This window comes from Terriglobales bacterium (assembly GCA_035543055.1).
Classification (GTDB): Bacteria; Acidobacteriota; Terriglobia; order Terriglobales; family Acidobacteriaceae; genus JAIQFD01.
This window is the reverse complement of sequence record DATKKJ010000125.1, coordinates 1-15,217: the sequence shown is the minus strand read 5'-3', so window position 1 is coordinate 15,217 and position 15,217 is coordinate 1. Positions and strand designations below refer to the sequence as shown.

The window sequence follows — 15,217 nt, the reverse complement described above, 5'->3', positions numbered from 1 at the left end:
CCGGTCCAGCCATCGAGGCGCTTGCCGCTCAGCAAGCCCCAGAGAACGACAATTCCCGAACCGATCCCCGCCAGACTCAACGCTACGTGGATGAGGAGCAACGCATTCATTGGGAGCCTCCTGAAAAAGCCGCCCCCTAAGTGGAGGCTGGAAGGCCGGCTCGCCGGGGGAAACGATCCGGGCTCCAGAGATCGCGGGCATCAGAGCGGCTGCTTCCCCGAAGAGACGGTGTCAGCAGCGGCCAGCAATTCTTGCTAGGGATTCCCGTATCGGGAATAAGGATTCAGAGGATTTTCCTGGGCTGCCCAAGTGCCTGGGTCCGGGCGGTCAGCGGCCCCGCTGGTACTTGCCCATCAACTGGGTCTCCGCCAGGATGTGGCCCTTCATCGCCTGCTCCAGGTCCTTCTTGGTGGCGCCGGGCTTCAGTTCGAGTTTCGCGTCCAGAGCGTAGAGCTTGAAGAAGTAGCGGTGCGCCTTTCCCGGCGGAGGGCAAGGGCCGCCGTACCCGGTCTTCCGGAAATCATTGGTGCCCTGGTGTCCGCCGCCCGCGAGCTCGGCGGTCTTGGAGACGTTCTCGGGCAGCTGTCGCGCGGTGGCCGGAATGTTCCACGCCACCCAGTGCACCCAGGTGCCGACGGGGGCATCGGGATCATCGGCGATCAGCGCGAAGGTCTGGGTCTTCGACGGCGGTTCGCTCCAGGCGAGCGCGGGAGAAACATCGGCGCCTTCGCAGGTGTACTGGCGAGGGATGTCGGCGCCCTCTTTGAAGGCGCTGGATTGCAGGGAAAAAGGCATGGTCGCTCCTTTCTGGGCGGCGAACTGGAATGCGGCCAGGAGAAGAAGGGAGGTGAGACGGAGCATGGAATGCCTCCGGATGATTCTAGCCGTCGCCGGCTGTGGCTGTCAGCCGGGAAGGAACGCGCTGGTATAATCAGAGTTTCTGCAGCAAGACTGGGAGTTTCCTGACCAATGATCCGTTTTCTTCAGACACCTGGAAAATTCAAGAAGATCGCCTTGGGCTCCATCCTTGTGTTCTTCTCGGCGGCCATGGTGATCCAGCTTATCCCGGGCGGGTTCCTCGGCGAATCGTTCGGCTTTGCCAACACCACCCCGGGCGTGCTGGCCCAGATCGATGACCAGCAAGTCACTACCCAGGAGGTCGAGGCGCGGGCCCAGCAGATACGCGAGCAGCGCAGCTACCCCCAGCAGCTCATGCCCTTCATCCGCCAGCAAGCCGCGGACGGCATCGTCACCGCGCGGGCGATGATGGTCGAGGCCAACCGCCTGGGGCTCAAGGTGACGGACGCGGACCTGCGCCAGGAATTGCAGAGCGGATACTGGGGCCAGACGCTCTTCCCCAACGGCGAGTTTGTGGGCGAGGCCCGCTACGAGGATTTTGTGATGAAGAACCTGCGCATGAGCGTGGCGGAGTTCGAGCAAGCCTTGAAAACGGAGCTGCTGCTGCGCAAGCTGCGCGGCCTGGTGGCCGACGGCGTCGTGGTCTTGCCCGAGGAGCTGAAGGCGAACTACCTGAAGGAGAATACCAAGGTCAAACTGGAGTACGCCGTCGTCTCTCCGGAAGACGTCATGAAGCAGGTGCACGCCAGTGAAGCGGAACTGCGCGCCTACTTCGAGCACAACAAGGGACGCTACAAGGACGCCATCCCGGAGCAGCGCAAGGCCAAGTACGTGGTGGTGGACTCGGCCAGGGTCGCCGAGAAGATGCCGGTGACGCGCGATGACCTGCAGCGCTACTACAACGAGCACAAAGAGCAGTTCCGGGTGCAGGATGAGGTCAACGTCCGGCACATCCTGATCGCCGCGGCGGACGCGAAAGACACCGCCAAGGTGGAAGCCGCGCGCAAGGAGGCGGAGGACGTCCTGAAGCAGGTGCGCGCCGGCGGCGACTTCGCCGCCCTCGCCAGGAAGTACTCCGAGGACCCGGGGAGCAAGGACCAGGGCGGATCTCTCGGCTGGATCGGGCGCGGCCGCACGGTCAAGGAATTCGAGCAGGCGGCGTTCGCGCTGAACAAGGGAGAGACCAGCGGGCTGGTGCAGAGCCCGTTCGGCTTCCACATCATCCGCCTGGACGACAAGCGCAGCGCCCACCTGCAGAGCTTCGACGAGGTGAAAGCGCAGATCGAGCCCATCGTCAAGCAGCAAAAGGCGCAGCGCGACGCCGAGCAGATCGCCAACGCCATCCAGTCGCAGGCCCGCACTTTGCCGCTGGAGCAGGCGGCGGCCAAGAATGGCTTCGCGGTAACCGAGCCGGAGCTGTTCACCCGCCGCAGCCAGCTACCCGGGGTGGGGCTCTCGCCGGAGCTGATGGACCGGATTTTCAGCGCCACCGAGAAATCGGCGCCCGCCGTGGCCCCGGTCGCCCAAGGCTTCGTCGTGTACCAGGTGACGCAGATCAAGCCGGCGCAGACGCCCACCTTCGAGCAGATCCAGCCGCGGGTCGAGGCCGACTTCAAGCAAGAGCGTGCCCAGCAGCTGTTGGGACAGAAGACGCAAGAGCTGGCGGACCGGGCCCACGCTGAACACGACCTGAAGAAGGCGGCCCAGGAAGTGGGCGCCACCCTCAAGACCAGCGAGCTGGTACTGCCGTCCGGGCAGGTCCCCGACGTCGGTTCCATGGCCGACCAGGCCTCAGTCGCATTCTCCATGAAGCCGGGCGAGATCAGCGGTCCCATCCGCGGCGGCGCTGGCAATGGGATCGTGTTCTCGGTGGTCGAGCGGCAGGAGCCTTCACTGGCCGACTTCGACAAGACGCAGGAGCAACTGCGCGAGTCCCTGCTGCAGCGCAAGCGCGAGATGGTGCTGCAGAATTTTGCCGTCAGCCTGCGCGAGCGCATGGAAAAAGAAGGCAAGATCCGCTGGAACAAGGAAGAGCGCGACCGCATCTTCAACCAGAAGCTGGGCGCGGGACTGTAGGACGAAGTCGTCGGTCGTCGGCCGGCGATCGTCAGCCGAACACCGTTACATCCGGGGCATTGGCCGGGCGGGGCGCCCGGCCTACACTTTCAGACCATGCCATTCGAGCGCGCTTCCGGGATCCTGCTGCACCCGACATCGCTGCCCTCCGCCGGCGGGATCGGCGATCTGGGAGCGGAGGCGTACGCCTTCGTAGACTTCCTGGCTGCCGCCCGGCAGGGACTCTGGCAGGTGCTGCCCCTGGCTCCGCCGGGGATCGGCAACTCGCCCTATTCCGCAACCTCGGCCTTCGCTGGCAACCCTCTGCTGATCAGCCTGGAACGGCTGGCCGAGCACGGGTGGATCGACCGCGCCAGCCTCTCCGGCCTCAGCCGGCCACAAGGGGCGGTGGATTTTACGCGCGTGCGGGCGGCCAAGTGGCCGCTGCTTCGCGAAGCGGCCCGGAATTTCCTGCGCGCCGGTAACTCGGAGTTCCTCCGCCGTTTCGAGAGCTGGCGTCAGGAGAACATCTGGTGGCTGGACGATTACGTTTTCTTCGAAGCGTTGCGCGAGCGCTATGGAGAGGGGAGCTGGAACACCTGGCCGCGGGAACTGGCGCTGCGCGATCCGGCCGCCCTGGACCGCACGGGGCGCGAGTTGGCCGGCGAGCTCGAACTGCGGCGCGCCATCCAGTTCGCCTTCTACCAGCAGTGGCACGCCCTGCACGCTTACGGCCGGAGTAAAGGCATCAAGATCATCGGCGACATCGCCATCTTCGTCAGCTACGACTCGGCCGACGTCTGGACCCATCCCGAGATCTTTCACCTGGATGGGGAGCGCAACCCTTACGTGGTGGCGGGGGTGCCGCCGGATGCCTTCAGCGTCACCGGCCAGCGCTGGGGGTGCCCGCTCTACCGCTGGGACGCGCTGCGGCAGCGCGGCTACGATTGGTGGATCCAGCGCATGCGCTGGGCTACCCAGACCTGCGACATCGTCCGCCTGGACCACTTCCGCGGCTTCGAGGCGTACTGGGAGATCCCGGCCAGCGAGCCCACCGCGGTGCGTGGGCGCTGGGTCAAAGGCCCGAACGACGAGCTCTTCCACGCCTTGCGCAACGCCCTGGGCGACCTGCCCTTCATCGCCGAGGACCTCGGCTTCATCACTCCCGAGGTCCACGCCTTGCGCGAGCGCCTGGGCATCCCCGGCATGCGGGTGATGCAGTTCGCCTTCGGCAACAAGGGCGCACACGTCTACCTGCCGCACAACTTCACCACCAACTGCGTGGTGTACACCGGTACGCACGACAACGACACTACTCCCGGCTGGTGGAAGGCTTCGGCGACCGACGAGGAGCGCCGGGCGGTGCGGGCGTATTTGGGCGAATCGAAGGACGGCATCCACTGGGACTTCATCCGCAGCGCCATGGGATCGGTCGCGGACCTGTGCGTCATCCCCTTGCAGGACGTGCTCGGACTGGGAAGCGAGGCGCGCATGAATGTGCCCAGCAAGCCGGACGGCAACTGGGCTTGGCGCTACGCTCTCGGCGCGCTGACGCCGGCGCTGGCCGAGCGGCTGGCCGCGCTGGTCGAGGTCACCGATCGCGACCGGGCGCTACCGGCTTAGGCCTCGGAGCGTATGTCGCACGCCGCGCCGGGCATGCCGGAGGTCTCGAAGTAGCGCTGCATGGCGGCGCCGAGCGCGTCCATCTCCGGCTGCGGCATCAGCCTCTGGGATTGCTCGAAGAGCTCACGCTCCTCAGTGCGGATGTGCTGCGACAAGCTCTGGTGGAAGGTGGCGAGCTGGCGGACGTCCATGGTCTTCGCCGCGGCCATGGCGAAGAAGCCGCGCAGCGTGACGTGTTCGGCGAGCAGCTGCTTGATCAGTAGCTTGAGCGGCTCGTACTTCTCGCAAGCGGGGAAGAGGATCTGCTCCTCGGCCGCGAAGTGATATTGGATCTCGGTGTCGAAGGCACGGGCGATCTCGTCGTTCCAGTCCTCCGCTTTGCCTCCCGCCTGCAGCGAGCGGTCGATGCGGACGCAGAGTGCCAGCGCGTGCTGGTGCTGGTGGGAGAGCGGGATCAGGTTTTTGTCGCGCAGCATACTTTCAGTAGAGACGCCCGTCAGGGCATCTCAGGAGACGGCCTGACGGCCGTCTCTACCATCCATCTTGCCCGACTTTACTAAATCCCCGGCAGCGACGAAAATAACAGATTCGCGCGCATCCTGCGGCGAAACAGGAATCCCGGCCGCGGCCTAGCCTGGGAGGAGGACACCATGGCAGCAGTCACAACAGGCGAACTCATCCGTGTCATGAATTACGTGGACGATATCTCGGCGACGCTGCGGCGCATCATCGGCCATACCCCGATGATGAACGAGGAGGAGAAGAAGCGGCTGGCGGAGTACATGCGCAAGGCCGACCCCAGCTACATCAAGGTGCTGGAGTCGCTGGAAAAGGGCGGCAATGGCTGAGATCCGCACCATCTCCGTCATCGGGGCCGGGATCATGGGGCGGGGCATCGCCCACGCCGCCGCGCTGGGCGGCTACAAGACCATCCTCGAAGACATCCTGCCCGCCAGCCTCCGGCGGGCCGAGACCGAGATCCGCGACAACCTGGACAAAGCGGTCGAGCTGGGCAAGGTGAGTGCGACCGAGGCCGACCGGGCATTCAACCGCATCGACTTCGCCGGCTCCATCGAGGAGGCCGCCCGCGCCGCCGACCTGGTGATCGAGGCTGTCCCCGAAGAGCTGGAATCCAAGATCGAGATCTTCACCCTGCTGGACAAGATCTGTGCCCCCACCACCATCCTGGCCAGCAACACTTCGGGGCTCTCGATCACCGAGATCGCCTCCGTGACCTATCGTGCGCCCAAGTGCGTGGGCATGCACTTCTTCAATCCGGTGCACAAGATGAAGCTGCTGGAGGTGGTGCGCGCGCTGGAGACCGACGCCGAGACGCTCGAGGCCGCGGTCGGCGTGGGCAAGCGCATGGGCAAAGAAGTGGTGGTGGTCAAGGAGTCGCCCGGGTTCATCACCAGCCGCATCAACGCCATGATCGGCAACGAAGCGTTTTACATGCTGCAGGAGGGCATCGCCAGCGCCGAGGACATCGACCGCGCCTTAAAGTTAGGCTTGAACCATCCCATGGGACCCTTTGAGCTAGTGGACCTTGTCGGTCTGGATACGCGGCTGCACATCCTCGAGTACCTGCACAAGTCGTTGGGCGAGAAATTTCGCCCTGCACCGCTTCTGGTGCAGTACGTGAAATCCGGGCGGCTGGGGCGCAAGACCGGCCGCGGGGTGTACGACTATCCCGACGAGAAGGCCAAGGCGGCGGTCAGTTCGAAAGCGCCCGACGTTGCCGGCCTGACCGCGCGCGAGATGAAAACAAGGTAGTCGGGAGGCAGGAGTCGGGAGTCAGCGGGGGGCCTCGGCCCCCCTTAAATTTTCTTCCCCTTGGTGACAAGTAGCTGGAGAATCAGTCTCATCCATGGAGTCCACCCGGAACATTTCGCGTCGGCGACGCGTAATAGAACATATGCGGATCCTAGGCGATATCTTTCGCCAGACCCTGCGCACGCTGTGGGCGCACAAGCTGCGCTCCTTCCTGACCATGTTCGGGATCGCCTGGGGTGTGGGCTCGTTGTTGCTGCTGGTGGGCGTGGGCGAAGGCTTCCGCACCGGCAACCAGCGCGAGCTTGACCAACTCGGCGAGAATATTATGTTCCTGTTCCCGGGGCGGGTACCGGCGGTGCCCGGCCAGGCCACCGGGATGCGGCGCTACTGGCTGACCTACCAGGATTACCTCGACATCTCCCAGCAACCGCACATCAAGTGGGCCACGCCGCTGCTGATCCGCGGCGACATCCGGGCGGTCAGCGAATTCCAGAGCTCCAACGGCCAGGTCACCGGCATCCTGCCCATCTTCAACAAGATCCGCTACCTGCCCATCGGCAAAGGGCGCTGGCTCAACGACCTCGACAACGAGCAGAAGCGCAACGTCGTGGTGCTGGGCTACGAGATGAAGCGCAACCTGTTCCCCAACGACGAAGCGCCCATCGGCAAGCACGTGCTGCTGAACGGCATCCGCTTCGAGGTGGTGGGCGTCATCTCCAACTTCACCAAGAACGAGAACAATTCGACCTCGGTCCGCGCCTACATCCCCTACGAGACGCTGGCGCTGTACTTCGCGGTGAAGGACGCGCCCGTGACCAACGCCGTCTCGTTCATCAATTACACGCCCACCAGCAGGGCCGACCATGACCTGGCGCGGCAGGAAGCGCGCGCCGTGGTGGCCCGCAACCACGGCTTTGACGTCCACAATGAGGATGCTTTCGAGGACTGGGACACGGTGAAGAACCAGGAGATGGTGGGCAAGATCTTCGATGCTATGAACATGTTCCTAGGCAGCGTGGGTCTGGTGACGCTGGCGCTGGGGGCCATCGGCATCATCAACATCATGCTGGTGTCGGTGGCGGAGCGGACCAAGGAGATCGGCCTGCGCAAGGCGCTGGGCGCCACCAATCACAACATCCTGACCCAGTTCCTACTGGAAGGGATCACGCTGACTATCGTCTCCGGGGCGGTGGGGATGGGGGCGGCCGCGCTGCTCATGCACTTCCTGCACAAGCTGCCGTCGCCCGAGGGCTTCGATCCCCCGACGCTGGTGGCCTCGAGCGCGGCCCTGGCCATCAGCTCGCTGTCGCTGGCGGGCATCGCCGCCGGCGTGTATCCGGCGCGCAAAGCCGCGGCCCTGCCGCCGGTGGAAGCCCTGAGACAGGAGTAACGATGCTCAGCGACCTGCTCCACGAAGCGTACGGCGCCATGCAGCACGACCGCCGCCGCGCCACTCTCACCATGTGCGGCATGGCCTGGGGCATCGCCACCGTCATCTTGCTGCTGGCCTATGGGTCGGGCTTCGGCACCGCCATCCAGCACATCTTCGAGTCGTTCGGGGCCAAGGTGATCGGCATCTTCCCGGGCCGGACCTCGATGCAGGTGGGCGGCGCCAAGGCGGGCACCCAGATCCGGCTGAAGGTGGAGGATGTAGAGCGGCTGCAGGAGACCGTTCCTACCATCCGGCACGTGACCCCGGAGTTATGGAAAGACTCCACGGTCCAGGCCGACAACCGCTCCTACCAGTTGCAGGTCATCGGCAACAACTCGAGTGCCCAGAACATCCGGGTGCTCAAGGTGGACACCGGACGCTTCTTCAATGAAGAAGACAATGTGCAGCGGGCGCGCGTGGCGGTGCTCGGCAGCGAGGCCAAGACCAAGCTCTTCTCCGGCCGCTTCGCCGTGAGCGAGACCATCCGCATCGACGGCATCAGCTTCCAGGTCATCGGAGTGCTGGAGCCCAAGATGCAGGAGGGCGATGACAACATCAACCGCATCATCTATATCCCGTTTCACACCGCCGGCGACCTGAAGAACAGCCAGTACATCGACAGCATCTGGCTGGACTACGAAGCCATGGATTGGGAGAAGACCGAGAAGATGGTGCGCCAGACCCTGGCCTCGCTGCACCAGTACAATCCGGAGGACCGCCGGGCCGTCTTTCTGTTCAATTCCATGAAGCAACTGCACCAGTTCCATGTCATCACCATGGGACTGAAAGTGCTGCTGGGGTTCATCGGCACGCTGACCCTAGGCATCGGTGGCGTAGGACTGATGAACATCATGCTGGTCTCGGTGCAGCAGCGCACCCGGGAGATCGGGACCCTGAAGGCGCTGGGGGCGCGCAAGCGGTCGATCCTCTTCCAGTTCCTGGCCGAAGCGTTGGCCATCAGCTTTGCGGGCGGCGTGCTGGGGATCGTGCTGGCCTACATCGTCTCGCTGTCGGTCGGCCGGCTGACGCTTTACAGCGCGCTGGCGAAGAACGCCGAGGCGGGGGACATCCGGCTCATCATCGATCCCTCGAACCTGCTGGTGGCCACCTCGATCCTGATCGTGGTGGGCATCGTCAGCGGCATGCTCCCCGCGATCAAGGCCTCCCGGCTGAGCCCCATCGAAGCGCTGCGCTACGAGTAGCTGCTGGCCACTAGCTACCAGCTACTTGCTTCTGGTTAAATCCGACTGTGGCTAACCAGCAGCTGCAAAAAGTACTCGATCAGCTCAAGCTCTACGAGCACCCGGTGCTGAACTTCGACGCCCGCGAGGCCGGAGAAGCGGTCGAGGTGGTCATCACCTTCAAGAGTCCCGACGTGAAGGTGCATACGTATGTTTTTCCGCTGCATCCGCGCGACATCGACAGCCCCAACTTTGAGTGGCAATTCCAGCGGCAGCTTTACGATTGCCTGCACGATTACTTCGTCGAGATGTTCCTCCGCACGCCCCAAGACCTGAAGGACCGGCAGGCGAGGGAGCGCGGGTGAGGCTGCGCCAGATCATCGAGGACGAGATTCGCCGCCAGGGGCCCATCTCGTTCTCCCGCTACATGGAGCTCTGCCTCTATCACCCGGAGCATGGCTATTACAGCCGTCACGCCGGCCAGTTCGGCAAGGCCGGCGATTTCTACACCTCCAGCGATGTGCATGCCGTGTTCGGGCGGCTGCTGGCCCGGCAGTTCGAGCAGATGTGGCGGGTCCTTGATCGTCCGCCGCGGCTGGAGGTGGTGGAACTGGGCCCGGGACGCGGCCTGTTCGCGCGCGACGTGCTGGACTGGTCGCAGAAGAAGTTCCCGGAGTTTTTCGGCGCGGCGCGATATGTGCTGGTGGAGTCGTCGCCGGCATTGCGGGGGGCGCTGAGGGAGAGGCTGAAGGACCAGATCGAGGCGGGGAAGGCGTCGGTGGTGGAATCGTTCGATTCTCCCGGAGACGTTGCAAGCAACGTCTCTACCATTGTGTTTGCCAATGAATTCTTTGACGCGCTGCCGGTGGACGTTGTCGATCATCGCGGCGAGTTGCGGGTGGATTCTCGCGATGGCCGGTTCGTCGAGACATTCGCTGCCCCCGCGCCGGGGCTGCTCGAATCCCTCGGCCGTTACTCGGTGCGTCCGGAAGAGCACGAGCGCGTGGAGGTCTCTCCCTCGGCCATCCGCTGGATGGAGCGGATCGCGGCTCGCCTCCAGCGTGGCTTTGCCGTGCTCATCGATTACGGTTACAGCCGGGCGGAGCAGATGGCAGGGCGGCACCGGGGCACGGTGATGGCCTATCGCCAGCACACTGCCAGCGACGATCCCTACGCGGCTCCCGGGGAGCAGGACATCACCACCCACGTCAACTTCACCGCCTTGCAGGCTGCGGGCGAGGCCGCCGGGCTGGAACCGCTCGGATTCCTGACCCAATCGCAGTTCCTGATCGGCATCGGGGAAGAGAACCAGTTCGCCGACGCCTTCGAGGATTGCCGGATGCCGCAGGAGCAGGCCAAGGTCGCATTGCAACTGAAGCACCTGGTCACGCCGGCCGGGATGGGCGAGACCTTTCGCGTGCTGGTCATGGCGCGCGGGGTGGAGAAAGAAAAGGCCGCTCGTTTGAGCGGCCTGAGTTTCGCGCGGTGAAAGAGGCGCCCTCACGGGCGCCTTTCCCCATCATCCCTTGTCTTTCTCGCGGTTATACGGGGCCTGCAGGTAGCGGCGGGCCTCGTCCTGCGCGCCCTGGGTATTGTCGTTGGTGGCGAGCGCCTGACGATACTCGTTGGTCGCGCGCTCGCGCTGCCCGGTGGTGTCGAAGATCTTTCCCAGCTGGAGGTGGCTCCAGACCTCGACCCAGCGCGGCTCGCCGTCGCCGTTCAGCGCCTCGCGGTAGGCGTTGGCGGCAGCCTGGTAGTTCCGCTGCAGGAAGAAGACCTCGGCGATGCGGTAGTGGGCCAGCGAACTGTTCTGGTTCGATTCCAGCGCTTTCTGGAATTCCTTGAGCGCGCCCGCCAGGTCGCCCTGCTGCACCAGCGACTGCCCGCGCATGATGTTGGCGCGCACCCGCAGGTCGGAGGAATTCTTCAGGACGTCGTTGTTGGGATCGACAGAGATGCGCCGCGGCTTGCCGTAGGTCTCGACCACGTAGGGCGAATTCGTGCCCACCACCTCGATGCGCTTCATCTCCGGCTTGCCGTCGGTATCGATCCGCAGTTCCAACGGCATGCGGAACAAGTCGAGGTCCTGGCTGATCTCGCCGACCACGCGGAACCCTTTGGCCGTCCGGTAGACGGTATAGCGGTTCTTGAACTCGGGCGCGCCGGTGGAATCGAGCCACTGGCTGAAGAACGGAGTCAGGTGGTCGCCGTACACGAACTCGGCGACCTTGCGGAAATCGTCGCTGGAGGCGGGCTTGCCGGCGAACTGCTGGGCAAACGCCTGCATGGTCTTGTCGAAGGCGGCGTCTCCGATCACCCAGCGCAGCATGTGCAGGATCATGCCGCCCTTGTCGGTGGTTTCCGACTGGAACTCGGGTGAGAACGGGTCGAGCTTGCCGATGCTGGAGAGGGGCACGGTGTCGTACGCCAGGGCGCCCACCGACATGTCCTTGGCGACTTCGGCGTAGCCGGACTCGCCGGCCGCCTGCTCGACATAGCGGGCTTCGGACAAGCGGGCGAAGCCGTCGCTCAGCCACCAGTCGTTGCGCGTCGCCGGACTCACCGAAACCCCCCACCACTGGTGAGCGATGGTATTGGCCAGCAGCCGGTAATTGATCTTCTCCTGGATGGTGCGGGAGGCGATGGCGGCGATCTCGGGGGCCCAGGCGGAGGGCACCGTATCGTCCGGCAGCTCGACCAGGTTCAGGGTCGTGGAGGGAGCGCGCCCGTAGAGCGCGCTGAAATACTCGTACTCCTTCGCTGCGGTATCCGCGTACTGGGACGCAAAGGCCTTTTTGCTGTCGGTGAAGAAGGTCCGGATGGTGAGTCCGGCGACGGTCTGCAGCCCGGGGGAGAACCTGCCCGCGATGATCGTTCCGGGGAAGCTAGGCCAGTCCCAGACGAAGGTGTACGTGGTCTTGCCGGCCTCGGTACGGCTGGCCGCCTTCGCCGGTCCCACCGTCATGCGCCCGCTGCCGACCACCGTGTATCCGGCCGGTACGGTGATGCTGATGTTGGCGGTGAAGCGGTTGGTGCCGAAGCCCGATACCGGGAACCAGCGCCCCGCATAGAGCAGGTAGCTGGTTTCGTCGTTGATGCTGGCCAGCTTCAGTCCTTCCACCGGGCTTTCATCGGCGGATTGCAGATTGCCCTCGTACTCGAAGGTCAGCTCGCTGGACTGTCCCTTGGTCAGGCCGTTGGGCAAGGCGACTCGCACGGTCGAGTCCTGGGTGACGCGCTCGGCGGAGAGGACGTGTCCTTCGCCGTCGGTCACCCGCGTGGGCCGCAGCGCGTTGTGCAGCTCGAAGACGGCGATGCTGAGGTCTTCCAGCGCCGTGAATTTCACTCGCGCCTTGGCCTGCAGGCGATGGCTGCGCGGCGCAAGCTCGGCGCTGATCAGGTAACCGCTGACCGTGATCCGCGGCTTTTCCGCGGCGAACGAGACGGCGCTGAGCGCCAGCAGCAGACCCAGCAAGAACTTCGGACCGCGTCCGCGGGCCCGTCGTGCGAATGACATGCGGAGAATCTCCAGAGTTTCAGTTGATGTATTCAGATGAGACCGCCAGGGAAAAAGATGCGCCACGCCACAGCTCGTGCACCCTACCCCCTCCGGCAGGAACCCCATCGCAGGTGCGAAAGTTGCGGTCCCCACTACTTGGCAGCGACGCGCAGGACCGCCTCGGCGGCGCGTTCGCTGGCCGGCTGGGCGCTCTGCGGCTTCAGGCGCGCCCGTACCTCCGCCAGCCCTGCCAGCATTCTCTCACGCGGCGCGCCCTCCGGGAGCACCTCCGCCAGCCGTGCGACCACGTTTCCCGATGTGAAATCGGATTGGATCAGCTCGGGGACGACCTCGCGTCCGGCGATCAGGTTGGCCATGGCGACGTGCTCCACCCGCAGCAGCGGACGTCCCAGCAGCCAGGTCAGGGGCGCGACCCGATAGACCACAACGAAGGGGACGCCGCTCAGCGCCGCTTCCACCGTCGCCGTGCCGCTGGCAACAACCGCCGCCCGGGAGAAGGTGAGCGCCGCCCGGGTGTCCTCGACCAGCGCGATCTTTCGCCGGCTGCCCGCGACCAGCGCCGACATCCACCCCCGGTCCAGGGTGGAAGCGACCGGGAGCACGAACTCAAACTCCGGCTCCAGCCGCACCGCGGCATCCAGCATGGTCGGCAGGTTCATGGACACTTCCTTGCGCCGGCTGCCGGGCAGCAGGGCGATCCAGTGCCGGTCGGCGTCGAGCTTGTGCTCGGCGGCGAACTGCGTGCGCGTCATCGTCGGCGGCGGGACATCGGCCAGCGGGTGCCCGACGTACTCCGCGTCCACCTGCCGCTCGCGATACCACTTCTCTTCGAAGGGAAAGATGACCAGCGCCTTCTTCACCCATTGGCACATGGACCGCACCCGTCCCTCGCGCCACGCCCAGAGCTGGGGGCACACGTAGTAGATGACGGGAATGCCGCGGGCGTGCATCTCGCGCCCGACCCGGAAGTTGAAGGCGGGTGAATCGATGACCACGGCGGCGTCGGGTTGGCGGTGCTCGGCCTCCGCCAGCAGCTTGCGGAACAGTCCGTAGATCCTCGGCACCCGCGGCAGGATCTCGGTGATGCCGACCACCGAGAGCTGGCGCGCATCCACCACCGTGTCGCAGCCGGCGCGGCGCATGGCCTCGCCGCCCACGCCGAAGACTTCGAGCTGCGGCAGGCGGCGGCGCAACGCCTCGATCAGCCCCGCGCCATACAGCTCCCCGGACGCCTCGCCGGCCGAGATCAGCAGGCGCTTCACTTCGGCGGAGCGGCCTCCGGGCCGCCGAGGTCGATGCCGAGGTAGGGGTTGTAGAGATACTTTTCGCTGCCGGTCTGGCCGAAGTGGCGCACCAGGATGCTGGCCGGGTCGAAGAACCAGGAGCCCGGCGGCAGGCCTTTGTCGTCCAGGTCGAACCAGACCCAGGGCGCGACCGCAGCATTGGGCCGGGCGACATCGCCGCGTAACGCTCCGCCGATGGTCCCGATCGCGCAAGCCGGACGCGTGGCCCCAGGGACCTGACAGAAGCGGTCGCCGAAGTCCACCACCGTGCCGTAGGTCAGGTTCGGTTCGCGCGTTTCCTGGGCGTGCTGATAAAAGGTCTTCTTGATGGGAACCAGGTCATAGGTCGCCTGCCCATCCTTGATCTCGGTCAGCTCGGTGGAGGGGCCGTAGCGCAGCACCACGATGGGTTGGTTCGCTTGCGACTGCTCGCCGCCGTAGGGGTGGATCCCGTGTTTCTGCGACTCGATGTAGAACACCGGGTGCCCGTTCTCCAGCGGCAGCGCTTGCCGCTTCGCGCCCGGGGTGTCGAGGTCGGAATCCGCGGTGAGCGCGCGCAGCAGGTGGTTGTGGGCGACGGTCTCCGCCGCCACTACCTCCGGGCCGCTGTCACCCCACTTGTCCACCACCACCAGCACGCCCTCGAGATCGTTCTCGTGATTGAATTCGACCTCCTTGCGGACACCCGAGCCCATGATCTGTCCGTACTTGTCCTGCAGCACGTCAAGCGCGCTGTCGTACGACCCTTGCACCAGCGACCAGTCGCGCGGGTGATAGCACGCGTAATGGATGTAATAGCGGTCCTCGGTCTCGCTCACGGAGTAATAAACGAACGCCCAGATCGGGTACTGGGTGTCGGCGGCGTGTTGCCAGTTGTTGTTGCCGATCCAGTCGCCGTCGAAATCGAAGACGGTGCAGAGTTCGTAGCGGTGCTCGGCTTCACCGCCCGCCATGCGCTGGTGGAACACGGGGGCGAAGCGGACGGCGATGTCGCGCGCTTCGCGCTCGCGCGGCGAAAGCGGCGCGGGCGGAGGCGTCGCCTGGGCCGCCGGTTGGGCCTGGGACGACGGTTGCGAAGCGGGCGCAGGAGCGGCTGCCGGGGCCGCCTGCTCAGGCGCGATGTCCGCTTCGTTGAATTCGCGGGTCTTTGCCGTGGGCGGCGCAGCCGGGGTCTGCGCCGGTTGTCCCGCAGGCAGGGGCGCTGGGGCGCTCGCCTCTCCTTCGTTGAAATCGCGCGGACGCTTCTGGGAGGTTGACGGCTGCTCGGGCGCGACGACTTCGGGGCCCGAGACCGACGCAACCTTCAGCCTCGCTTCGACCCGCGTGGCCTTTCCGGCAACGACCGAAAAACGGCCGGAGAACGGTGCGAATCCCTGCGCAGAAACGAACACGTCGTAGTCGCCGGGACGGACCGAGACGGAAAACCGGCCCAATTGATCCAGCGCGATCGCTTTGTCGGAGCCATCGACGGCGGAATGCAGGAGAACGTGCG

At 65.2% G+C, this 15,217-nt stretch carries 13 protein-coding genes; 8 read left to right on the top strand and 5 right to left on the bottom strand.

The window, feature by feature from the left end; translation table 11 throughout:
* Positions 1–327: 327 nt before the first annotated feature.
* Positions 328–861, bottom strand: a complete 534-nt coding sequence (locus tag VMS96_08890) for a YbhB/YbcL family Raf kinase inhibitor-like protein (GenBank protein HVP43538.1) — start codon at positions 859–861, stop codon at positions 328–330.
* 108 nt (positions 862–969) lie between these two features.
* Here VMS96_08890 and VMS96_08885 point away from each other — a divergent pair, with 108 nt between their 5' ends.
* Both VMS96_08885 and malQ read left to right on the top strand, forming a co-directional pair.
* Positions 970–2,934 carry a peptidyl-prolyl cis-trans isomerase gene (locus tag VMS96_08885; protein ID HVP43537.1) on the top strand — a complete coding sequence of 655 codons (1,965 nt, stop codon included), beginning with the start codon at positions 970–972 and terminating at the stop codon, positions 2,932–2,934.
* Between the two features lie 96 nt (positions 2,935–3,030).
* Complete coding sequence (gene malQ, locus VMS96_08880) at positions 3,031–4,536, top strand: 4-alpha-glucanotransferase (protein ID HVP43536.1); 1,506 nt, start codon at positions 3,031–3,033, stop codon at positions 4,534–4,536.
* On the opposite strand, the gene VMS96_08875 is transcribed toward malQ, so the two are convergent.
* Entirely contained in the window at positions 4,533–5,012 is a 480-nt protein-coding gene (locus tag VMS96_08875) for a hemerythrin domain-containing protein (protein HVP43535.1), read from the bottom strand. The two genes, malQ and VMS96_08875, sit on opposite strands and share 4 nt — an antisense overlap.
* A 174-nt stretch (positions 5,013–5,186) precedes the next feature.
* Between VMS96_08875 and VMS96_08870 the strand changes: the two genes are divergently transcribed.
* The 6 genes from VMS96_08870 to VMS96_08845 all read left to right on the top strand — a co-directional run bounded on the left by VMS96_08870 (position 5,187) and on the right by VMS96_08845 (position 10,411).
* Entirely contained in the window at positions 5,187–5,384 is a 198-nt protein-coding gene (locus VMS96_08870; protein HVP43534.1) for a hypothetical protein, read from the top strand.
* Positions 5,377–6,309 (top strand): 3-hydroxyacyl-CoA dehydrogenase NAD-binding domain-containing protein, encoded by a 933-nt coding sequence (locus VMS96_08865; protein ID HVP43533.1) that lies wholly within the window; start codon positions 5,377–5,379, stop codon positions 6,307–6,309. Before VMS96_08870 ends, VMS96_08865 begins: the two co-directional genes overlap by 8 nt.
* A 142-nt stretch (positions 6,310–6,451) precedes the next feature.
* Complete coding sequence (locus tag VMS96_08860) at positions 6,452–7,699, top strand: ABC transporter permease (GenBank protein ID HVP43532.1); 1,248 nt, start codon at positions 6,452–6,454, stop codon at positions 7,697–7,699.
* A 2-nt stretch (positions 7,700–7,701) separates the two neighbouring features.
* Positions 7,702–8,943 carry an ABC transporter permease gene (locus VMS96_08855; protein HVP43531.1) on the top strand — a complete coding sequence of 414 codons (1,242 nt, stop codon included), beginning with the start codon at positions 7,702–7,704 and terminating at the stop codon, positions 8,941–8,943.
* 47 nt (positions 8,944–8,990) lie between these two features.
* Entirely contained in the window at positions 8,991–9,287 is a 297-nt protein-coding gene (locus tag VMS96_08850; protein ID HVP43530.1) for a hypothetical protein, read from the top strand.
* Positions 9,284–10,411 carry an SAM-dependent methyltransferase gene (locus VMS96_08845; GenBank protein HVP43529.1) on the top strand — a complete coding sequence of 376 codons (1,128 nt, stop codon included), beginning with the start codon at positions 9,284–9,286 and terminating at the stop codon, positions 10,409–10,411. The genes VMS96_08850 and VMS96_08845 overlap by 4 nt, the downstream gene beginning before the upstream one ends.
* A gap of 30 nt (positions 10,412–10,441) precedes the next feature.
* On the opposite strand, the gene VMS96_08840 is transcribed toward VMS96_08845, so the two are convergent.
* The 3 genes from VMS96_08840 to VMS96_08830 form a co-directional block, all read right to left on the bottom strand.
* Positions 10,442–12,439 (bottom strand): M1 family aminopeptidase, encoded by a 1,998-nt coding sequence (locus VMS96_08840; protein ID HVP43528.1) that lies wholly within the window; start codon positions 12,437–12,439, stop codon positions 10,442–10,444.
* A 134-nt stretch (positions 12,440–12,573) separates the two neighbouring features.
* Complete coding sequence (gene lpxB / locus VMS96_08835) at positions 12,574–13,704, bottom strand: lipid-A-disaccharide synthase (protein ID HVP43527.1); 1,131 nt, start codon at positions 13,702–13,704, stop codon at positions 12,574–12,576.
* Positions 13,701–15,217: hypothetical protein (locus VMS96_08830; GenBank protein HVP43526.1), on the bottom strand; the 1,517-nt coding region annotated here is incomplete at its 5' end. The genes lpxB and VMS96_08830, both read right to left, overlap by 4 nt.

What these genes read in the sequence shown, in the direction of transcription:
- malQ (HVP43536.1), top strand. Translation starts at nt 3,031, where the DNA reads ATGCCATTCGAGCGCGCTTCCGGGATCCTGCTGCACCCGACATCGCTG.
- VMS96_08865 (HVP43533.1), top strand. Translation starts at nt 5,377, where the DNA reads ATGGCTGAGATCCGCACCATCTCCGTCATCGGGGCCGGGATCATGGGG.
- VMS96_08890 (HVP43538.1), bottom strand. Translation starts at nt 861, where the DNA reads ATGCTCCGTCTCACCTCCCTTCTTCTCCTGGCCGCATTCCAGTTCGCC.
- VMS96_08885 (HVP43537.1), top strand. Translation starts at nt 970, where the DNA reads ATGATCCGTTTTCTTCAGACACCTGGAAAATTCAAGAAGATCGCCTTG.
- VMS96_08860 (HVP43532.1), top strand. Translation starts at nt 6,452, where the DNA reads ATGCGGATCCTAGGCGATATCTTTCGCCAGACCCTGCGCACGCTGTGG.
- VMS96_08875 (HVP43535.1), bottom strand. Translation starts at nt 5,012, where the DNA reads ATGCTGCGCGACAAAAACCTGATCCCGCTCTCCCACCAGCACCAGCAC.
- VMS96_08870 (HVP43534.1), top strand. Translation starts at nt 5,187, where the DNA reads ATGGCAGCAGTCACAACAGGCGAACTCATCCGTGTCATGAATTACGTG.
- VMS96_08855 (HVP43531.1), top strand. Translation starts at nt 7,702, where the DNA reads ATGCTCAGCGACCTGCTCCACGAAGCGTACGGCGCCATGCAGCACGAC.
- VMS96_08840 (HVP43528.1), bottom strand. Translation starts at nt 12,439, where the DNA reads ATGTCATTCGCACGACGGGCCCGCGGACGCGGTCCGAAGTTCTTGCTG.